The sequence below is a fragment of the Enterobacter cloacae complex sp. 2024EL-00214 genome, assembly GCF_043945575.1.
Taxonomy (GTDB): Bacteria; Pseudomonadota; Gammaproteobacteria; order Enterobacterales; family Enterobacteriaceae; genus Enterobacter; species Enterobacter cloacae_P.
Window position 1 is genome coordinate 78,289 of the sequence record NZ_JBIMRC010000019.1, and the last position, 21,412, is coordinate 99,700.

Consider the following 21,412-nt stretch of genomic DNA (forward strand, 5'->3'; position numbering starts at 1 on the left):
TCTCCTTTTTTAAGCGTTATGCTTTGGTTTGCCTTCTGCTATTTTCATCATTACCACAAATGTCTCCGGTGTGCTGTCATTCCTTCACGACTAAAATTTGCAGAGGTAACAATGGCGATAACGGTAAGAGCTTTACGCGCAGAAGATTATTCACAGTGGCGTCCGCTTTGGGACGGTTACACCCATTTTTATGACTGTGAACTCGATGAGTCCATCACTGCATCGACATGGGAAAGGGCGCTGGCGACGACTCATTCGTCTCTGTTTTGCCGGGTTGCGGAAATGGACGGCAAGGTTGTGGGTTTCGCCATGTGCATTCTGCACGAAGGTACCTGGTCGACAGCGCCAGTTTGCTATCTGGAAGATCTGTTTGTCGATGCCACAGTACGCGGCGCTGGAGCCGGGCAGGCATTAATCGATGCCCTGATGGCAGAAGGCAAGCGAGAAGGGTGGGCAATACTCTACTGGATGACCCGGCAGAACAATCCCGCACGTAAACTCTATGACAAATTTGCTGAAGCCGACGATTACGTTCGTTACCGCATTTCGCTGTAATGCTTTCCAGCGTATGTAGCCTGACGAAGGTAATGATGACCAGCAGTTGCAGGTCATCCAACAGGATTAAAAACGCCTCATGGCTGACGTTTAGCAATGATAAACAGCCGTGGAAAAGCCAGCAGTATCTGCCCGTTTTCCTGGAGCGGATACTGCTCTTCCAGCAGTTCATGGTAACGCTTCAGAAAATGTTTCTGTTCGCTCTCGTTGAGTTCCTGTAACCACGGACGCAGACCGGTGGCACTGACCCAGTCAATAATGGCCTGATGCGAACTCATTTTGTGAAAATAGGTGGTCCGCCAGATATCCACATCGCAGCCCGCATCCGTAAGAATATCGTAATACGCATGCACCCCAGGCAGAGGTTCGCGGCCGCGATCGGGATAACCTTGTTCATAGGCGACTTCACGCATGGCGATGTGCGTGGGTTCGAGCCAGTTATCGGGCATCTGTATCGCCAGCACGCCGTTTAAGTGGAGCAAAGAAACGAGGTGCGGCAGGAGATCGTAATGGTCAGGAACCCATTGTAGCGACGCGTTGGCGTAAATCAGGCTGAGCGGTTGAGCAGGTTTGTACCGCCGAATGTCTGCCTCGACAAAGTGACAGTCTGGAAAGGTGCGACGTGCTTCTTCGAGCATCGCCGGCGAGTTATCCACGCCAGTAATGTGTGCCGAAGGCCAGCGATGCTTTAACAGTGCAGTACTGTTTCCTGGCCCGCAACCTAAATCAACCAGAGATGACACCTCATCCAGTGAAATCCGGGCGAGCAGTTCAGCGGCAGGGCGTGTACGTTCGGCAGCATATTGAAGGTAAAGAGAAGGATCCCAGTCAGCCATTTTGCCTCTCCATTTTGCATTATTCAGCAAGAATAGCACAGCCAGACACCTGCGCAGTGGCAGGCATCTGAAGTTGTGAAGGTTACAGAATTCCTTTCAGAGCAATATGGTAAAGCAGCATGATGGTCTTACCGTCGACTATCTTACCGGTTTCAATTCCCCGTAATGCTTCTGCCAGCGGTAACTCCAGCACCTGAATATCTTCACCTTCGGCTTTGATGCCTCCTCCGTTACCCGACCGATCCTGCGGATGGTACTCAGCGATATAAAAATAGAGTTTTTCCGTGACGGAGCCAGGGCTCATATAGGCTTCAAAAACCTTTTGAACGCAGGTGACCTTAAAACCGGTTTCTTCTTCTGCTTCCGCTTTAATACGGCTTTCCGGATCCATGTTATCGAGCAGTCCGGCTGCGGCTTCGATCAGATCGTCTTCATGGCCATTGATAAAGACAGGGAAGCGGAACTGGCGAGTGAGGATCACCGTTTTTTGGTCGCGGTTATAGAGCAGAATGGTTGCCCCGTTACCCCGATCATAAACTTCGCGGCTCTGTCGCTGCCATTCACCATCACTGCGTTGCTGGTCGAAGGTATATTTTTTGAGGATGTACCAGTTATCAGACAGTGTTTCATTCGCGATAATGCGTATATCTGCACGTTTTGATTGCACGTTTGTTCCTCCTTTCGTAGAGTAACTATCATAAGCAGCAATATCGTGCATATTCAAGATAAAACATGCAATATCAGGAATACATCATGCTCACCAGCCAGCGAAAGCAGTTAATCCTCGAAAAATTACAGGCAGAAGGTCAGGTTCAGTCGAAAGCGCTCAGCATGCTTTTCACGGTTTCTGAGGATACGATCCGTCGTGACTTACGTGAGCTGGCGGCAGAAGGGCGTTTACAACGTGTACACGGTGGCGCGCTGCCGTCATCTTCGGCGATTGCACCGTTTGCAGAACGGCAGTCTCTGAAAATGGATGCGAAAAAAAGGGTCGCTCGTAAAGGCGCACAGCTTATTTCTCCGGGCCAGGTGGTGATCATTGATGGAGGGACAACCACATCGGAACTGATTACGTTCTTACCCTCTGACCTGAATATTACCGTGGTGACGCACAGCCCGGGTATCGCGCTGGGGTTGGTTAATCATCCTGCCATTGAGGTTATCCTCATTGGTGGGCGTTTATACAAACATTCGATTGTGACGGTTGGTGCGGCGGCCATTGAAGGCATTGGTAATATTCATGCGGATCTCTTTTTCATGGGGGTCACAGGGATCCACCCGGATACCGGACTTACCACCGGTGATTTTGAAGAAGCGTGCATCAAACGCGCATTTTCCGGCAGAGCCGCAGAGACCGTAGTTCTTGCTTCACCGGAAAAAATTAATTCGGCATCATCGTTTGTGATTGGTGATTTGTCGCTGGTTAATACCATTGTTGTGGAAGACGATACCGATAAAGCCTGGATAAACGCGATAACGGGAAAGGGGGTGTCGGTGGTGATGTAAGCCTACCCGTTTTAGTTCCACGCACTGTTGAGATGTGACGTATGATGCCAGGATGTCGGTATGTACGGCGAGGGTGGGGCGGTTCACCAACATCACCTGACTCAACTTGATAGATGCAACCTGAATACGGAGCACCAGATGGTCACTACACACGTTTTTATCGCGGTCAGTCTTGATGGCTACATCGCCCGGCAGGATGGAGATATCGACTGGCTGTTGCAGCGCGATGACCCGGCAGAAGATCACGGTTACGCAGAGTTCATCGCGGACAAAGATTGGATCGTTATGGGCCGGGGAAGCTATGAGAAGGTGCTGACCTTTGCTGAGTGGCCTTATGACCTGCCCGTGCTGGTGCTCTCCCGGCAGCTAACCGATCCCCCCGTGCCCGAGGCGCTTAAGGGAAAAGTGCAGTTCTCCCGCCGCGCACCAAAGGAGGTGATTGAGGATCTGGCGGCACAAAACGTACATCGCGTCTATATCGATGGCGGCCAGTTGATACAGTCGTTCCTGCGTGAGGGGCTGGTCGCTGATATCGTTATCACTACCGTTCCTGTCCTGCTCGGTTCAGGAAAACCGCTGTTCGGAAATCTGCTCCAGGATGTCGATTTGACGTTATTATCAAGCCGCAGCTTCCCTTCGGGTCTGGTGCAGTCGCACTATCGGGTGATGTCATAAACAGACATCCAGAGGATGCTAATTTCCAGTCAAAGCTTCTTTCCGAATTGACTGTCACACACTGATATCTGGACGTTTTTTGGATCAACAACCTTACCGCATGCGGTAACAAAGGCGCTACGCAGCACTTCTCCACTTTCTTTATCAGATAAAACAATATGAGGTGTGTCGTGCAGTATATTTTTATGTCCCCACTCCATCATAGAGATAAGAATTGGGGCAAGACTACGACCTTTTGCTGTAAGAACATACTCATACCGTTCACGTGTACCTTCTTCCTGATAGGGGATTTTACAAAGCAGACCAAGTTAAAATTACCCAGAGTAAGAGAGAAGGGGAATATCAGGTGTGGCGACGCAGCCGTTCGTGCAACATCAATGCGGCGGATGGCTGGAGTGTAAAAAAACCTTACCGCCCGGCAGGAAGGCGATAAGGTCAGGCAAAAAGTGGCATAAACATGAAGAGAGCGAGAAAAGATATCTGAAAAGAGGGCGATGAAACTCTCAGTCAAATGGCTTTACAGGACGTAACGAACACCAAATACAAATTCATTGTTGACCAGACGGCCGCGCAGATTTTCATCCTGCAGACCACGGGCGTTCACAAAGGTGTTACGACCACTTTCAATATTGCCCATATCGACATAGCGATAAGTGGCGTACAGCGTCAGGTCGTCAATCACTTCATAAGAGGTGCCTGCACCCACAGAGTACGTAAAGTTGGTTTGCGTATTACCGGCGAACTCACGGCTGTCATTACCCTGCCAGCCACCCACTTTCACTTTCGCCACACCGGCACCCGCGGTTGCGTACAGGGCGAATTTATCGGTAATCATAAAGTCACGATAAACGTTGAGCATTGCTCGTTCAGAATCAACCTTCATGTGGTTGAAACTGGTCGCAAAAGTGGAAGAGCCGCTGGTGAATTCCGTCTTTTCTTTAAAAACGTATTCAGCTTCGGTACGCCAGTTATTGCCGAACTGATAGCCGACAGCCACGGAACCGTTCTGCTTGTGCTCTTTTTCATCCCCGGCCACAAAAGAACCGATCCCCGGGCGTTCGCTCAGATTCATGCTCTTTGCCTTCTGATGGGTATCAATCAGGTTCAGGGCACCGTAATAGCCTTCTTTAGCGTTTTCAGCTGCCAGTAATGGACTGGAAGCGCACAGTGAAATCACAGAGGCGAATAAAACACGTGGCGTTACTTTCATAATAAGGTCCTTTTTTATTTTCCCAATAAATTGTGAATCGCTTTACTTATTGCAGTTTTTTAATGGCATCGAGTGCACAGGCTTCATCAATATCACCACTCGGAGCGCCGCCAATGCCAATGGCACCGATAGTGGTGTTATTTTCTTTAACCGGTACGCCGCCGGCTAATAATAAGAAGCCAGGAATATCGCCGAGATTTTTCGCTGCCGGATACTTGTTCGAGTTTTCCAGAAGCTGGCTCGTGGCCGCACCGCTGGAGGCAGAGGTGAATGCTTTCTGGTAGCTGGCGGTCAGGGTATGTGGGCCGGCGTTATCCATACGCTGTACCGCGCGGGTGACACCTGCAGCATCAACAACCGTTACGCTGACATTGTACCCTTTAGCACTGCACGATTTAACGGCTTCACTGGCCAGTACAGAAGCCTGTTCCAGAGACAAGGTGGACTGCGTCAGCGATTTGGCGTGAGCGGTCATCGTTAATGCCGTGAGCACAGGCAAAATAAGAAATCTTTTTTTCACAAGGAATACCTTTTAATTAACAGGGGTAAATAATAAAAATAAAACGCCCATGAGGTTGACCAGCAAGAGCATCAGGATAAGAAAACGTATTTCTGTTGTGGTGGTTTCAAATGAATTATTTAACATGGCAACCTTCTTTATTTTAAAAGCGCTGCCATGGTGACAACGGGGTTACTATATAAATTTCATGGTAGTGAAATACATGAGGGCAGGATGATAGGCTTGTAAGGGAAGGACTATAGGCTTGTAGTCCTTGTCGGTGAAAAATGCCGTGCTGGCTCAGGAGCCGGTTGGTACCCGCGTGATGGGCCACCGTGTTGTGGTGTACACCGAAATCGCCTGATTCAGCGCCGCCAGGGTGGTCAGCAGAGTCTGGAGGCGAGGCAGAATTTCAGCCTCAACGGGAAGCGTCACTGTTTTGCATGCGTTTTCAAGGACGCGACACTGTTGCGCTAGCGTATGTGCGCCAATGATATCGGCGGCACCGGCCAGGCGATGTAAGCGATGCGCCAGCGCTGCCCACTTGCCCTGGCACGCCAGCGGGAGGCAAGACTGCATGTCGCGTTGGTTTTCATCTCGTGTGGTGTTAAGCAGGGTGAATAATAAGGGGGGATTGTGGCTGGTTAATGATTGCAGGGTATCCAGATTGATGAACCGGGCAAGACCCTCCGGGTGAGCGAGAACCGGGGATTTGTCCTTTTGGGATAGCCGTTGTAGACCTGCCTCCAGCTGCTTCAGGTGGAGTGGTTTGAAAAGGCAGTCGTCCATCCCGGCGGCAATACAACGGCGACGTTCCTCGGGCTGAGCATTCGCGGTGAGACCAAGAATAATTAACGGTTGTTGCTGCCGTTCTCGTAACAACCGGGTGAGGGTCAGTCCGTCCATCACTGGCATCTGACAATCGGTTATGAGCAGGTCAAAATGCTGTTCGCTACAGCATTCAAGGGCTTGTTCACCGTTTTCCGCCTCGACAACCTCATGTCCCAGTCGGGTCAACTGCTGTCGTAGCAGGAGTCGGTTTGCCGGGTGATCGTCTACAGTCAGTATGCGCAGTGGGTGAGTCGGCGTCATGTTACCCTTTTAGGTCGGATGTTGGCTCAGTCTATTTTGTTGCGTTGGGCGAAATTATAGATGTCTATCGACGTCCGGAGATCGAGCTTTTTCATCATACGGCGTTTATAGGTACTGACGGTTTTATCGCTGACCATCATTTTTACGGCAATCTCGATAACTTTATGCCCTTTTGTCAGAAAGTGCAGAACCTGCAGTTCCTTTTCAGACAGGCTGGCGATTTTATCTTTGTCGTCCAGGGGAATATCGCCAGCGGCGTTCTGGCGGGCGCGATTAATGGGGAAAAAACCGTAGCCACTTTTGATAGCGCGGATAGCGTCATGAAGTTCCGACAGATTATTGCGCTTGCTGATGAAGCCATCGGCACCTGCTCCGGCACAGCGCTTAATATAATGATCGTCATCCTTTCCCGTCAGAAACAGGATCCCACCTTTAAAGTCATTCGCACGTAGTCGCTGGACAACATTAATCCCATTGATTGAGGGAATATCGATATCGACGATAACCAGATCCGGAAGTAACTGGCGTACCTGCTGTACGGCCTTCAGGCCATCATCCGTTTCGCCGATCACCGTCATCCCGTCTTTTTCCAACAACATTCTCACCGCCAGACGGGCAACCGGGTGGTCGTCCACGATTAATACGCTATTCATTTTATCATCCTGTTTTAATGGGCTATGCCTCTTTGCGGCGTCACTTTCAAAAACCGCTCACTGTCTCTCCTTTCCACTATCGTCGTGAGGTGCGTGGTCGATAGTCAAATTGTCGGGACGTTTTTTGCTCAATACAGATAATTACGTTTTGCCAGATCCACCAGTTCAGTTAATTTGGAAATTTTAAATTTCGCCATGATTCGCTTTTTATAGGCGCTGACTCTTTTATTATTTATGTTCATCATCGCAGCAATGACCTGATTGCTGTAGCCAGCAGATATGTAATGCAAGATACAGATGTCAGTATGGGATAACGATAATAAAAATGAGGCGTCTCGTGGGTATTTCTTTCGATGCACTTTCAGTTCATTGCCGTAACAGAACTGGCCAGACACGACCTTATCGATAGTGCTGACAATGTTGTCCAGCGCACTGCTTTTATTGAGATAGCCCGCCGCACCGGCCTTTTTACTCAGTTGAATGTGAAAATCACTGGATGATGAGGATAAAATCAATACCTGTGTAACAGGGATGTTTTGTATTAACTGAGCCAGAGATGAAAAGACATCTGGCTGTTGTTGCAGATGCTCCATAATGACCAGGTCGACATTGAACAATGAAATATTGTCCATCAATTCTTCCATTGTGCCAAACTGCGCGACAACCTGATGGCCTTGTTCTGATAATAAGCCCTGGAGTCCAGCGCGAAGCAGTGGGCTGGAGTCCATGACAATGACTTTTTTGCCTGACATTCCTGATTGTCCTGATTCGGGTAAGGAAAAATTTATTTTCCATCTCGTCAACGCAAATTGGGCTAAGACTTGTCTTTAACTGAAATTTTATTTCCCCCCCATCATTGCAACCCTGTCTGGCCCGCCAGATAGCGGGCCATTCCTTTTATTACTTCTCCTGACAAGCTTATCCAGACCGTTTGCGACAGGTCTTATTAAGCCACAGACGGTCAGACCGGAAGATAGCGTCAGCCAGGGAAAGTATCCCGTATGGAAGTGCGTCTGGCGCGTTGCGCAGACACAGATCGATTATTTACACGAGAATTTAGCGAATGAATCTCAAACCAGTAAATATTGCAGTCGTTGATAAAGACACGATTGTCAAAGCTGACGTTCTGCGCAGTGAAAAAATTGGCAGTGCAGTCAAAATTAAAGCCATCCCGAACGCGAAGTACATTCTTGCGGAAGGCGAGAACGGCGTTGCGCCAGAAAACATTACCCTGAAACGTGTCGGTAAAGACCTGTTCATCATGCTGGAAGGCACCGATGAAGATCAGCCTCAGCTGATTATTGAAGATTATTTCGATAATCCCGGTGAACTGGTGGGTAAAGGTGAAGACGGCCAGTGGCACGAATACATCGCCACTGATGGTGATGACGATCATGAAGCTGCTTTCCTGCTGGACGGTGAATCCTCAGCCCATGCGTTGGGCGCTGGCGCTATTGCCAGTCTTGACGGTCTGGCGGTTGCGGGCACCGCGTTTTCTCCTGCCTTGCTGGCTCTGGGGGCGTTAGCCGCTATTGGCGCGGCGATTGGTATTGGGGCCATTGTTCGTCATAACCGTGGTGGAAAAGAGGGTGGCAATGACGACGATGGCGTGGTCACGCCAGCGCCTGTTCAGACGCCTGAACTGAAAAATGTACACGACGACTTTGGTAGCAAAACCGGCACGATCCCGCAAAACGGCGTGACCGATGACACCACGCCAACCTTCAGCGGTATTGGCCACCCTGGCGATACCGTTGAATTTTGGGAAAACGGCATCAAGCTGGGCGAAACCCGCGTAGATAGCGATGGTAACTGGACGTGGACGCCAGAAAACCCGCTGTCTCAGGGCGATCACAGTATCGTGCTGATCGGCAAAGGTGCCGATGGCCGCACCAGTACGCCGGGCGATCCGTTTGATTTCACCATTGCACCCGATGCACCGGGCAAACCTGTTATTGGTGACGTGGAAGATGACGTTGGTCCTGTTACGGGTCCTATTCATAACGGTGACACCACCGATGACGCCCAGCCTGTGTTTCGTGGCGAAGGCGCTAACCCGGGCGATACCGTTGAACTGATTGTCGACGATGAAGTTGTGGGCACCGCTATCGTCGGCGAAGACGGCAACTGGGAAGTGACCCCGGAAAACCCGCTGCCGGAAGGTTCCCATGAAGGGAAGGTCGTTATTCGCGATCCTGAGGGCAACGCCAGCGAACCGTCCGATCCAATCGAGTTTATCGTCGACCTGACGCCGCCAGAAAAGCCGGTGATTGGCGAGGTAGAAGATGACGTCGGCCCGATTGTTGGCCCAATTCACAATGGTGACACCACCGATGACACCCTGCCTGTTTTCCGCGGCGAAGGTGCTGAGCCGGGCGACACCGTTGAACTGATTATCGACGATAAGGTCGTGGGTACGGCGATCGTGGGTGACGACGGAAAATGGGAAGTAACCCCGGAAAACCCACTGGCAGAGGGCAAGCATGAAGCCGTCGTGGTGATCACCGACCCTGCGGGCAACGCCAGCGAGCCGTCCGATCCTGTCGAGTTTATTGTCGACCTGACGCCGCCAGAAAAGCCGGTGATTGGTGAGGTAGAAGATGACGTCGACCCGATCGTTGGCCCAATTCACAACGGTGACACCACCGATGACACCCAGCCTGTTTTCCGTGGCGAAGGCGCTGTGCCGGGTGAAACCGTTGAGCTGATTATTGACGACGAAGTCGTGGGTACAGCAATCGTAGGTGATGACGGGAAATGGGAAGTAACCCCGGAAAACCCTCTGGCGGAAGGCGAACATGAAGCGGTCGTGGTGATCACCGATCCGGCGGGCAACGCCAGTGAACCGTCCGATCCGATTGGCTTTATTGTCGACACCACGCCTCCGGCCAAACCGACCATCGATACCGTGTTCGATGATGTGGGCGGCAAAACCGGCAACCTGACGCCAGGTGAGATCACGGATGACAGCACCCCGACCTTTAGCGGGACCGCTGAAGAGAACAGTCTGGTGTACATCGTGGTGAACGGCAACGTGGTGGATTCCGTACGCGCAACGGAAAGCGGTACCTGGACCTGGGAACCGTCTCCGGCGCTGGCTAACGGCTCGTATAACGTCAGCGTTATTGCTGAGGATAAGGCAGGTCTGCGTTCTGAACCGTCCGACAGTTTCGACTTTAGCGTGCAGTCCGGTGGTGTGCCAACGGCTCCGGCGATCACTGATGTTATCGACGACGTCGAGTCGCATACCGGCACTGTACAGCATAACGGCGTCACTAACGACGATAAGCCGACCATCACCGGGACCGGTCAGGACGGCACCACCGTTTATCTGTACGACGGCGCGAACCCGAATCCGATCGGCAGCGCGGTGGTGACTGGCGGACGCTGGACCATCGACTTTGATACCCCACTGGCGCAGGGCGAGCACCGCTTCCGTGCTGTCGCGGAAAATGCCACCGGCAACCGCAGCCCGGAGACGGGTGAGTGGGTTATTAACATTGATTCCGTTGCACCAGGTCAGGCGACTGACATTGAGCTGTGGGATGACTTCGGTACGCCGGGGATCATCGCCGATAACGATACCACCGATGACAACACCCCAACCTATCGCGGGAAGGGTGAAGCAGGCGGTACGGCGATTATCGATCTGGGTGATGGTACCACCGTACGCGTACCGATTGATGGCAGCGGTAACTGGAGCTACACCCCGGCCCCTGCGCTGGCAGATGGCGACTACACCTGGAAAGTGTCGATTGAAGACAAAGCGGGTAGCGTCGGCCCGGCGTCTGACCCGATCCACTTCACCGTGGACACCAGCGGTAACGGCATCTCCATCAGCCACGTTGTGGATGATGAAGGTAGCGTTCAGGGCAATCTGGCCAGCGGCAGCCACACCGATGACACGACCCCAACGGTTGTGGGCCGCGCGACGCCTGGCTCCATCGTGAAAGTGTACGTTGACGGCAAGCTGGTTGACAGCGTGATTGCCGACCCGACCACGGGGCAATGGCAGTACACCCTCAACCCGGCGCTGTCCGCTGATGGCACGTATCAGATCACCGCGACCGAAAATACCGGTACGGGTGATAGCGCACCAACGCCCCCGTTTGAACTGACGCTGGATACCCGCGTACCGACCGGCTCGCTGGATGGCGTGACGGATGACGTGGGCCTGGTTCAGGGCGACCTGGCGAACCCGGATGTCACGGACGATACCACCCCGACCCTGCGCGGTACCGGTGTGGCGGGTGATGTCGTGTTTATTTACGACGGCACGACCCTGATTGACTCCGTCACCGTAGGCCCTGGCGGCACCTGGAACTACACGCTGCCGCCACAAAATAACGGTACCGAGCTGGAGATGAACGTGGTGTTCCAGAGCCCGACGGGCGTAAGAAGCGCGCCGGGTGATTCATGGAAAATCACCATTGATACCGAAGCGCCAACGGCCAGTGCAGTTGCTGACAACCTGAGTAAAGACTCCGGCGTAAGCGATGCGGATTTCATCACCAATAACAGTGGTCCTGGCAGCGTGATCACCGGTCATCTCTCGTCTGCGCTGGAAGCGGGTGAAAAGGTCTATGTCTCCGTTGATGGAGGTAAAACCTGGCAGGAAGCGATCGTCGATGGCGATAAGTGGGCCTATGTGGACTCGCAAGGCCACAGCGCCGACTGGACCATTCTGACCCGCGTGGTGGATGCGGCAGGTAACTACACCGAATCATCACAAAAGGTGGTGGTGGATCAGGTTGCGCCAGATGAACCAACCGATGTGGTTCGTAGCGGTAACGATGTCACCGTGACGTTGCCTGGCAGCAATGTCGCGGCAGGGGACACGGTAGTGGTGAAGGTGGGTGATGTCTCTGTGACGCACACGCTGACCGCAGCTGATATCACAAACGGCAACGTGACGGTGAGCCTGCCGCCTGGCGGTTATACCGATATCCCTGTCGGGGCAGCCATTGTTGATGCGGCGGGTAACAGCTCGAATTACCGCACCAGCGATTTCACCAGCACCAACAACTTTGAGTCGGCTGACGAGTTCACGGCGATCGATGCGGGTCAGTGGGTACACGGGATGCGTTTCTCCCACTCACCGGCGAGCGGAACCAATGATTACCAGTTTGCCAATCAGGTATTTGGCGGCAGCAACAGTCTGTATTTGCACGGTACCGAGCAAGATCTGGGAATGAGCGGCAGCATGTTTGTTGATTTCCAGTACGGTGCCAGCGACATCAAATTCGACTTTAACCCGAACTTTGCGGGTAACTCGACGGTGGTGAATTTCTACGACATTAACGGCGAGCTGATTGGTTCTGTGCCTGTTGATGATTTTGCCAACAACCGTAATTTCCCGGTCGCGTTCTCCAGCCCGGATAACCCGGTTTACCGCATGGAAATCCATCACGAGGAGTTCCCGACGGCACGCGGCTTTGGTTTCAGCATCGATAACCTGGTCGTGGGCGGCACGGGCAAAACGGTGACCCCGGGTGACTACCTGGCGGATAACCAGGGCGATGTCTGGTACGGCGATGCGGCAGATAACGTCTACCAGGTGACGGATGTCACCAGCCTGAGCTCGGCCATTATTCAGGGCGGTGAAGGTCTGGATACCCTGAAATTACTGGGCTCGGATCAGCACCTCGATCTGAGCACGCTGGGGAACAAGATCCAGTCAATGGAAGTGATCGACATCACGGGGACGGGTGATAACACCCTGACATTAAATGCCGGTGATGTCCTGGAAAACGCGTCTCAGAACCTGTTCCACGATAACGGGCTCAACCAGATGATGGTGAAAGGGGATGCGGGTGACCAGGTCAACCTGAGTGACCTGTTACCAAACGACATAGACCCGGGCAACTGGACGAATGGTGGCACGGTGAACGTTGGCGGAGTGGAGTATCAGTCCTTCCAGATGGATAGCCTGAATACCGAAATACTCGTTCAGATGGGAGTCACGGTCACGCTACAGAATCACTAATTATCCCCATGAAGTACGAGGCTCCCTGAGGGGGAGCCTCCTTAAAAAACGGTTTTATACCAGAAAACATGACCAGGGCTTTACCTGAACAGTTAAGTAGACCCATTTGGAAACGATTATGAAAAAGACAACTGTTACAAATATGCACACTGAACCTAACGCAATGGCAATGATGGATGTGACGGCGACGCTGCCGCCGCTGCCTTCCGACGTCCTGCTGTGGGCTGACTTCCAGTTTGAACGTGAAATTGCCAATGGCCGCACCACGATTGATAACACCCCAACCTTTAGCGGTAAGGGCGAACCGGGCATGGTGGCGGTAATTGATCTTGGCGGCGGTCAAAGCGTGCGTGTACCGGTGAACGCGAGTGGTTCGTGGACCTGGACGCCTGCGCCTGCACTGGCAGATGGTCGCTACACCTGGTCTGTTGCGCTGGAAAATGCGGCGGGTGAGCGTGGCCCTTCGACTGCACCTGTCACGTTCAATGTGGATACCGTGGGTAACGGCGTGTCGTTTAGCCACGCGGAAGATAACACCGGGCCGCTGACCAACCCGCTGGCCAGCGGCAGCAGCACCGATGATGTAAACCCGGTGATGGTCGGGACGGCAACGCCTGGCTCTCTGGTGACTTTGTACGTTGACGGCGTCGCCGTTGGCTCTCAAACCGCCGATCCTGTGACGGGGCAGTGGTCTATTGAGATCAATCCTGCGCTGGAATCCGGTAAAACCTACAGTATTACGGCGAGTGAATATAACGGCCCTGGCGATAACCCGCCGGATGCGGGTCCGTTCCTGCTGACCATCGATACCGTTGTCCCAACGGGGACGTTCGATCGCGTATCGGATGACGTTGGCCGCTATCAGGGCGATCTGCCAAACCCGGCAGTGACCGATGACACCACACCAACCCTGCACGGTACTGGCCGTCCCGGGGATATCGTCTTCGTGCGTAACGGTAGCGACATTATCGGCTCTGTATCCGTGGGAGCTGACGGCAGCTGGGAATATACCCTGCCTGAGCAGACGAACGGTACCGCGCTGGATGTGAGCGTGGTCTTCCGTGGCCCGACTGGCGTTGAAAGCGCGCCAACCGACCCGTGGAAACTGGTGATTGATACCGAAGCACCAAACAAACCGATTATCGGCGACGTTGACGATGACGTCGGCCCGATTACTGGCCCAATTCATAACGGTGATATCACCGATGATACCCAGCCGGTATTCCGTGGCGAAGGCGCTGTGCCGGGTGAAACCGTTGAACTGATCATCGACGACGAAGTTGTGGGTACCGCAATCGTAGGTGAAGACGGCAAATGGGAAGTGACACCAGAAAACCCACTGGCGGAAGGTGAGCACGAAGCGGTCGTCGTCATCACCGATCCGGCGGGCAACGCCAGCGAACCGTCCGACCCGATCGATTTTATCGTCGACACTACGCCTCCGGCAAAACCGACTATCGACACCGTATTTGACGACGCGGGTCAGCAGACCGGTTACCTCAAAAACGGCGACATTACTGACGACAGCACCCCGACGTTTGCAGGTTCTGCCGAAAAGAACAGCCTGGTCTACATCATTGTTAATGGTGTGCAGGTCGATTCTGTGCGCGCCACCGATGCAGGCACCTGGACCTGGACGCCACCGCTGGGGCTGGCGAACGGTCACTATGACGTGAAAGTGATCGCGGAAGACAAGGCTGGCCTGCGTTCCGAGCCATCTGATGAGTTCGCCTTTGACCTGCTGGCGGGCGGTATTCCGACGGCTCCGGCGATCACCGATGTGATTGACGACGTTGAATCGCACATGGGCACCGTACAGAACGGCGGTATCACCAACGACGATCGTCCAACCATCACCGGTACTGCGCAGAATGGCACTGTTGTTTATCTGTACGACGGCGCGAACCCGAATCCGATCGGCAGCGCGGTGGTAACTGGTGGACGCTGGACCATTGATTTTGACACCCCGCTGGCTCAGGGCGAACACCGCTTCCGTGCAGTTGCGGAAGACGTAACCGGCAACCGCAGCCCGGAAACCGGCGAGTGGGTCATTAACATTGATTCCGTCGCACCTGGTCAGGCAACCGACATTGAGCTGTGGGACGATTTCGGTACCCCTGGGTTTATTCGTAACGACGACACCACCGATGACAACACCCCAACCTACCGTGGTAAGGGGGAAGCAGGCGGTACGGCGATTATCGATCTGGGTGATGGCACCACCGTGCGCGTACCTGTCGATGGCAGCGGTAACTGGAGCTATACCCCGGCCCCTGCGCTGGCAGACGGCGACTACACCTGGAAAGTCTCTATTGAAGACAAAGCGGGCAACGTCGGCCCGGCGTCTGACCCGATCCACTTCATCGTGGATACCAGCGCTAACGGCGTATCCATCAGCCACGTTGTGGATGATGAAGGCGCGATCACCGGCAATCTGGGCAGCGGCAGCCACACTGATGACACGACCCCAACGGTTGTGGGCCACGCGACGCCTGGCGCGCTGGTGAAAGTGTATGTCGATGGTAAATATGTTGATAGCGTACGTGCTGATGCCGTCACCGGTAACTGGCAACTGACGATCACCCCGGCACTGAGTGCAGACGGTACCTACAAGATCACCGCGACGGAAGATCCGGGTACGGGCGAAAGCGCGCCGACGCCTCCGTTTGAGCTGACGCTGGATACCAGCATCCCAACAGGTTCTCTGGATCGTGTTGTTGATGATGTGGGCCTGGTTCAGGGTGACCTGGCGAACCCGGCGGTGACCGATGACACCACGCCGACGCTGCATGGTACAGGACGTGCGGGTGATACCGTGTTGATTTACGACGGCACCACGCTCGTGAATTCTGTCACCGTAGGCAATGACGGTACCTGGAACTACACGCTGCCACCGCAGAACAACGGCGCAGAGCTGTCTCTGAGTGCGGTATTCCAGAGCCCGACCGGGGTGAAAAGCGCACCAACCGCGCCGTGGGATCTGACGATTGATACCCAGGCACCAACCGCGCCAACGATTGTCGGCATGTATGACGATGCGGGTACGCTGATTGCTGACGGGGGTCGTTCACGCGACACAACACCGGAATTACGCGGCACGGCTGAGAAAAACAGCCTGGTGACAATTTATGAGCCGGGCAACAAGGTGCCAGTCGGTTCCGTGTATGCCGATCCAAGCGGTAACTGGACGTGGACATCGCCTGCGCTGACGGATGCGAAGCACGACTTCTACGTAACGTCACAGGATGCGGCGGGTAACGTTTCCGGCCAGTCCAACCACTATGGTCTGGAAGTTGATACCCAGGCTGCTGCCCCGGTCATTCTGGGCGCATACGATGACGTGGAAGGCGGCATCTATAAAGGCCTGGTTCCGGACGGTGGGTTGAGCAACGATGGCAATATGCAACTGCGCGGAACCGCAGAGCCGAACAGCATCGTTTACATCTACAACGCGTACAACAACGCGGTGCTGGATACGGTGAAAACCGATGCCAACGGTAACTGGATCTGGGATCGTGCGGTTGCTGACACCGCGGCGGGTCGTCCGCATATGTTCTACACCATTGCGAAAGACGACCTGGGTAACGTTTCAGGTAAGTCTGCGACTTATTCGATCAACGTGGATACCGTTAATACCGCGCCGGTGATTACGGGAGCTTATGACGATGTCGCGGGTGGCGTTTATAACGGCCTGGTGGGTAATGGTGGCGTGACCAACGACCGTACCCCTGAGTTACGCGGTACGGCGGAAGCCGGCAGCGTGGTGTACATCGTTATTGATAACTATGGCACGGTCGCGGGTTCTGTTACGGCAGGAGCAGACGGTAAGTGGTCGTTCCCAATGACCACCAACTACAACCAGACGTACAACTTCCATGCTTATTCCATTGATAAAGCAGGGAACCGCTCGGGTGATTCTGCGAAATTCGCGCTGACGATTGATACGGTGGTTGCGGCACCAACGGTCACGGTTATCTCTGATAACGTTGCTGGCGGTAAAGTCGGTAATCTGGTTGACGGTGAGAGCACCAACGACAACCGTCCGACCATTACAGGTAATGGCGCAGAAGCGGGCGCGAAGATTGAGATTGTGCTGGCGCTGGGTAATCAGGGATGGGGGAGTAATAACCTCGTTTACACCACTACCGCCCGGGCGGACGGTACCTGGAGTCTGGAGATCCCAACGGCGCTGGCTAACGGCACCTGGTATTTCCGTGCTAAGCAGACGGATATCGCGGGTAACACCAGCGGGTTGGGTAACCAGCATTACGTTGTTGTTGATACCGTCAACGCCGCGCCGGTGATTACCAGCGTGATGGATAACGTCGGTCCGGTGACGGGCAACGTGGCCAATGCTGGTTCAACGGATGACAACACGCCAACGCTGAACGGTACGGCCGAAGCGGGCAGTACGGTGTATATCGCGGTAAATGGCGCAACGTACAGCGTGACCGCCGCCACCAATGGTAGCTGGAGCTTTACACCGTCCGCATTGCCACTGGGGAACAACACCTTCAGCGTGTTCTCCATCGATAAGGCGGGTAACAAGAGCGCGGGCATTTCACGCAGTCTGAACGTGGTTTCACCGAAAGTGACCGAAGACTTTGAATGGGCTGTGGGTCAGCAGGTAGGTATACCGAATGGGACTGCGCTGAAATCCGGGCTGGTGATCAGCTGTTCCTACGGCGGCTATGCCTATCAGCCGATTGTGGGTGGTGGCCACCATGCGTTGATGCGTGCAGACAGAACCGCACCTGTTCGTCTGACCTGGGGCTCCGGGAAGTATGTTGGCTCGGTTGAAATGGACCTGGTGACGCCTGCGGTGAATATTGCTTTTGCCCCAATCACTGTCGTGTATTACGACAAGAGCGGTGCAGTATTATCGACCCAGACATACACCAGTGCGCGCCATATCTCCTATACCGCACCTGCGGGGAAAGAGATTGCCGCTGTTGATATGTATACCGGAACGCGTGGCGGCACCCTTGCCTTTGACAACGTGAGCTGGACGCCAAAATCGAGCGGCGTCATGGGCATGATGAGCATGGGTGAGGATGTACACGACGACAGCAATACCATTGCGTCGCTGGACAGCCACCAGGAAACACACAGCGTACTGGACAAAAATACGCTGACGCTGACGGACAACGAGAAGCCTCTGGACTTCAGCAAGCTGGTCACTAAAACCGATGTGGTTAACCAAATCGATATGGTGAATGGCAAGGCAGATACCCTGAATATCGGGCTTAACGATGTTCTGGCTCACGCGAAAACCAACCTGTTTGTGGACGATGGTTCAAAACAGCTGCTGGTGAAAGGTGAGAAGGGCGATGTACTGAACCTGAACGATCTGCTGCCTGACAACAGCGATCCGGGCAACTGGACCAACGCCGGTAACGTGAAGGTATCGGGCGTCGAATATCAGGTGTTCCACATGGAAAGCCAGGACGTAGAACTGCTGGTGCAAGCTGGCGTGACCGTCAACGTGAATAATCACTAACTTAAACTTTTCCAGGCCTCCTTTCGAGGAGGCCTCTGGAGGATTTATGACTTTTTTCAAGACCTCTCTGTTTGCGGCGCTGTTTACCTCCTCCGCATTTTTCATGCACTCTGCCACCGCTGCGGAGAATTTTGGCAAAGCGTATCAGCCTGTTGCGCCCGTCGGTCAGACGCAGGCACAAATTGTTTATTACCGTGACGCCAGCAACACTGCGGGCGGTGCGGCACATGTTTATGTCGATAATGAATTCCATGACGCACTGTTGCCAGGAGGGTATACCGTTTTCTGCCTGGCACCTGGCAAGCATAATCTGGGTGCGTACCAGAATGATGCGCCGGAATATCGCGGTAAAGATCAGGGCTACAATGTGGAAATGAGCGGCGGGCAGACCTATTTCGTGCGCGTCAACCACACCATGAATGCGGTGCCAGAAGCCCGCACGCGTGAACAGGCGGAAAAAGATCTCGCTGGTCTGCGCGAACAGATCCACGTGCTGTCCCGCGCCTCCAGCGTAGAAGCTTGTAAAAACCTGCCTGCACCTCAGTTCAAAGATTACACCTTATCTGGTGACGTCATGTTCCGCTTTGGCCAGTCCAGTGAGAAGGGTGTTTCCGCACAGGGTCGCCAGGCGGTAAAAGATCTGGTGGCAACGATTAAGCGTGAAAACGTCGAGCTGAAACAGATTCAGGTTATCGGCCACACCGATGCTATCGGTAGCGATCGCGGCAACTACGTGCTGGGCCTGAAGCGTGCACAAACCATTCGTACCATGTTGGCTGAAAACGGCCTCCCAGCACGCCTGATGACGGCAACCAGCGTGGGTAGCAACGAGCCGGTGGTCAACGATTGCGCCGCCTCCAGCAAGAGAGAACGGGTCTCCTGCTATGCCCCGAACCGTCGTGTTGTTGTGCGTGTGAGCGGTGATCAAAACATTCCTGCTACGGCACAAAAGTAATCCTCAACGCATGCTCTGATTATGACGGAGCATGCGTTATCTCTTCCTCTTCATCTTTCCCACATTTCCTGCGTGTTTATCGTAACCACAAAAAAACCGTAACAACATGATGCTGTTACGGTTTTGAGTGGCAGATTGCCCCCCTGTAAAACAGGGGGGCTTTTTTACTGTAATTGGATCTGTATCCCTTGTTGAATCAGGACTTCCGCATCGTGGCTGTCGTTCTGGTAGACGTGATACACCACGCCTCCCACCGTGACATCCTCCTGCGCATTCCATTTTTCAACCCCGTGTTCACCCGCGATGGACTCCAGCGTCACTTTGTCGCCTTTGTCACCCTGAACCATCAACTGTTTAGTACCATCGTCCAGGAACTGGTTTTCCTGTCCCAGCGTCAGAACATCATCAATACGAATGTTTAGCTGGTTCTGACCATGACCTTTGAGCGAAACGGCGTGAAGATCCTGCGCCGCAGTGTGGGACAGTTCAGCCGCTCTGGAAAGGTCGATGCTATCGACGGTGTCTGTCAGCGCCAGGACATGTTCGACCAGGCTGAATGGTGAGTGCGTCGCTTCATCCTCGTTGAAGAGCGCGCTCACCGGTGCGCCCTGACCCCTGACCGTAAAGTTATCCAGAACAATCCATGAACCGACGCCGTTGGTGTCGGTACTGTCAGAAATCGTGATCACCACATTTCCCGAGGTGCTGGCCGTCCAGCTCCCGCCGTAAATGCCGTTAACAACCTGCACGTTATCGACGACCTTTACGCCGTCTACCGTGATGGTCAGGTAGTGTGATGGGTTATCAATAGGGATACCCGTCGTCGCCCACACTATGCTTCTGACGCTAAAGTTATAGGTGTGTCCCGCCTCGACATGGAAGGTGCGCGACATAATATCGCCAGCGGTAGAGTGCCCAGCACTTCTGCCCCCGGAAAGCTGTACCTGCTGACCGTCGAACACACCGACGCCGCTCCAGGCGCTGGCAAACGTCCAGCCCTGTCCGGTGGTATCGTTAAAATCGTTCACGGTTGTCGCAACGTTGAAGGCCTGCGGCGGGCTTGCTGCGCTGGTATTTCCTGCGGCATCCGTCTGTTTCGCCGTGAATTGATAATTACCCTCGCTCAGCGCCGGGCTGGGGTGCCATGTCCAGCTACCATCAGCATTTGCGGAAAACGAGGCCACTGGGGCCGTGCCGTTGTAGATCGTCACCAGCGCGTGAGGTTCCACACTGCCCACGCTTCCTGTCAGGGTAGGGGTGTTATCGGTTAGGGAAAATAACGGTGCTTCTGCAACAGTGTCCAGATCGACGGTAACAGGCGCAGACCTTTCACTTTCGTTACCCGCCGGATCGGTGAAGGTGGCGTTCAGATTATGATTGCCGTCCCCGCCAATAAGATCACCGGATACGCTCCAGCTACCCTCCGCGTTAACAATGGAGGAGCCAATCAGGGTGTTGCCGTCATACAGCTTTACGATGTCTCCTGCTGCGCCATTTTTCCCGGCCATGTTCACATGATCATCGTTGCTTAACCCTTGCAGGATGAGGTCTTTCCCGACGCTGTTTTTCAGTACGTCTGGCACAGGCGCATCTGGGCTGGTGATGTCATAGTCCACAACGACAGGATCGCTTTTCGCACCCGCATTACCCGCCGGATCGCGGAAGCCGACCTGCAGGTTGTGGTCACCTTCCGATGGCAGGGTTATCTCTGCACGCCAGTTGCCGCTGGCATCCACCACCGTGGAGGCAGTCAGTTTATCGCCGTCATAGAGAAGTACCGTATCACCCGGCTCACCTTTGCCGCTCAGCTGTAGCGGATTGGTGTTGGTCACGCCACCAGCGGAGAGATCCCTGGCGTTGTCGTCGGTAATCTCAATAGCGCCAGGGGCATCGGGGGGAGTGATGTCGTAATCCACAGTGACAGGGTCACTTTTCGCACCCACAT

General features: G+C 53.9%; 14 protein-coding genes and 1 pseudogene. 6 read left to right on the forward strand and 9 right to left on the reverse strand.

Annotation, left to right across the window (positions count from 1 at the left end):
- The first annotated feature begins 111 nt into the window (after positions 1-111).
- A complete protein-coding gene (locus ACHHZ6_RS19035) occupies positions 112-555 on the forward strand; it encodes a GNAT family N-acetyltransferase (RefSeq protein WP_395122876.1) in 444 nt (147 codons plus the stop codon).
- Positions 556-632: 77 nt separating this feature from the next.
- Here ACHHZ6_RS19035 and tam read toward each other — a convergent pair whose 3' ends face one another.
- Positions 633-1,391: a trans-aconitate 2-methyltransferase gene (tam, locus tag ACHHZ6_RS19040; protein ID WP_182918345.1), complete on the reverse strand. Its 759-nt coding sequence runs from the start codon at positions 1,389-1,391 to the stop codon at positions 633-635.
- An 82-nt stretch (positions 1,392-1,473) separates the two neighbouring features.
- Complete coding sequence (locus tag ACHHZ6_RS19045) at positions 1,474-2,058, reverse strand: GDP-mannose pyrophosphatase (RefSeq protein WP_182271413.1); 585 nt, start codon at positions 2,056-2,058, stop codon at positions 1,474-1,476.
- Between the two features lie 86 nt (positions 2,059-2,144).
- On the opposite strand from ACHHZ6_RS19045, the gene ACHHZ6_RS19050 reads away from it, so the two are divergent.
- Both ACHHZ6_RS19050 and ACHHZ6_RS19055 read left to right on the forward strand, forming a co-directional pair.
- Entirely contained in the window at positions 2,145-2,897 is a 753-nt protein-coding gene (locus tag ACHHZ6_RS19050; RefSeq protein ID WP_182920030.1) for a DeoR/GlpR family DNA-binding transcription regulator, read from the forward strand.
- Positions 2,898-3,035: 138 nt separating this feature from the next.
- Positions 3,036-3,572, forward strand: a complete 537-nt coding sequence (locus tag ACHHZ6_RS19055; protein WP_395122884.1) for a dihydrofolate reductase family protein — start codon at positions 3,036-3,038, stop codon at positions 3,570-3,572.
- Positions 3,573-3,601: 29 nt separating this feature from the next.
- On the opposite strand, the pseudogene ACHHZ6_RS19060 reads toward ACHHZ6_RS19055, so the two are convergent.
- The 6 genes and pseudogenes from ACHHZ6_RS19060 to ACHHZ6_RS19085 all read right to left on the reverse strand — a co-directional run.
- Positions 3,602-3,880: pseudogene (locus tag ACHHZ6_RS19060) on the reverse strand (winged helix-turn-helix transcriptional regulator); the annotation flags it as partial.
- A gap of 209 nt (positions 3,881-4,089) precedes the next feature.
- Positions 4,090-4,782, reverse strand: a complete 693-nt coding sequence (locus ACHHZ6_RS19065) for an outer membrane protein (protein ID WP_182918346.1) — start codon at positions 4,780-4,782, stop codon at positions 4,090-4,092.
- A gap of 46 nt (positions 4,783-4,828) precedes the next feature.
- Positions 4,829-5,302 carry a heme-binding protein gene (locus ACHHZ6_RS19070; protein WP_182918347.1) on the reverse strand — a complete coding sequence of 158 codons (474 nt, stop codon included), beginning with the start codon at positions 5,300-5,302 and terminating at the stop codon, positions 4,829-4,831.
- Between the two features lie 279 nt (positions 5,303-5,581).
- Complete coding sequence (locus ACHHZ6_RS19075; RefSeq protein WP_395122877.1) at positions 5,582-6,373, reverse strand: response regulator; 792 nt, start codon at positions 6,371-6,373, stop codon at positions 5,582-5,584.
- A gap of 26 nt (positions 6,374-6,399) precedes the next feature.
- Positions 6,400-7,026, reverse strand: coding sequence for a response regulator (locus tag ACHHZ6_RS19080; protein WP_182918349.1), 627 nt, complete (start codon positions 7,024-7,026; stop codon positions 6,400-6,402).
- Positions 7,027-7,154: 128 nt separating this feature from the next.
- Positions 7,155-7,778 carry a response regulator transcription factor gene (locus ACHHZ6_RS19085; protein ID WP_182918350.1) on the reverse strand — a complete coding sequence of 208 codons (624 nt, stop codon included), beginning with the start codon at positions 7,776-7,778 and terminating at the stop codon, positions 7,155-7,157.
- Between the two features lie 311 nt (positions 7,779-8,089).
- Between ACHHZ6_RS19085 and ACHHZ6_RS19090 the strand changes: the two genes are divergently transcribed.
- From ACHHZ6_RS19090 to ACHHZ6_RS19100, 3 genes are all read left to right on the forward strand, one after another.
- A complete protein-coding gene (locus ACHHZ6_RS19090; protein WP_395122878.1) occupies positions 8,090-13,012 on the forward strand; it encodes an Ig-like domain-containing protein in 4,923 nt (1,640 codons plus the stop codon).
- Between the two features lie 118 nt (positions 13,013-13,130).
- A complete protein-coding gene (locus tag ACHHZ6_RS19095; RefSeq protein ID WP_395122879.1) occupies positions 13,131-18,512 on the forward strand; it encodes an Ig-like domain-containing protein in 5,382 nt (1,793 codons plus the stop codon).
- A 46-nt stretch (positions 18,513-18,558) separates the two neighbouring features.
- Positions 18,559-19,467, forward strand: coding sequence for an OmpA family protein (locus ACHHZ6_RS19100; RefSeq protein ID WP_395122880.1), 909 nt, complete (start codon positions 18,559-18,561; stop codon positions 19,465-19,467).
- 164 nt (positions 19,468-19,631) lie between these two features.
- Here the strand turns inward: ACHHZ6_RS19100 and ACHHZ6_RS19105 are convergent.
- On the reverse strand, positions 19,632-21,412 hold a 1,781-nt coding region (locus ACHHZ6_RS19105; protein WP_395122881.1), incomplete at its 5' end, for an Ig-like domain-containing protein.

Bases quoted from the DNA above. Each gene is read 5' to 3' on its own strand.
- ACHHZ6_RS19075 (WP_395122877.1), bottom strand. From the start codon at position 6,373: ATGACGCCGACTCACCCACTGCGCATACTGACTGTAGACGATCACCCG.
- ACHHZ6_RS19080 (WP_182918349.1), bottom strand. From the start codon at position 7,026: ATGAATAGCGTATTAATCGTGGACGACCACCCGGTTGCCCGTCTGGCG.
- ACHHZ6_RS19055 (WP_395122884.1), top strand. From the start codon at position 3,036: ATGGTCACTACACACGTTTTTATCGCGGTCAGTCTTGATGGCTACATC.
- ACHHZ6_RS19035 (WP_395122876.1), top strand. From the start codon at position 112: ATGGCGATAACGGTAAGAGCTTTACGCGCAGAAGATTATTCACAGTGG.
- ACHHZ6_RS19095 (WP_395122879.1), top strand. From the start codon at position 13,131: ATGAAAAAGACAACTGTTACAAATATGCACACTGAACCTAACGCAATG.
- ACHHZ6_RS19065 (WP_182918346.1), bottom strand. From the start codon at position 4,782: ATGAAAGTAACGCCACGTGTTTTATTCGCCTCTGTGATTTCACTGTGC.
- ACHHZ6_RS19090 (WP_395122878.1), top strand. From the start codon at position 8,090: ATGAATCTCAAACCAGTAAATATTGCAGTCGTTGATAAAGACACGATT.
- ACHHZ6_RS19100 (WP_395122880.1), top strand. From the start codon at position 18,559: ATGACTTTTTTCAAGACCTCTCTGTTTGCGGCGCTGTTTACCTCCTCC.
- ACHHZ6_RS19085 (WP_182918350.1), bottom strand. From the start codon at position 7,778: ATGTCAGGCAAAAAAGTCATTGTCATGGACTCCAGCCCACTGCTTCGC.
- ACHHZ6_RS19050 (WP_182920030.1), top strand. From the start codon at position 2,145: ATGCTCACCAGCCAGCGAAAGCAGTTAATCCTCGAAAAATTACAGGCA.
- tam (WP_182918345.1), bottom strand. From the start codon at position 1,391: ATGGCTGACTGGGATCCTTCTCTTTACCTTCAATATGCTGCCGAACGT.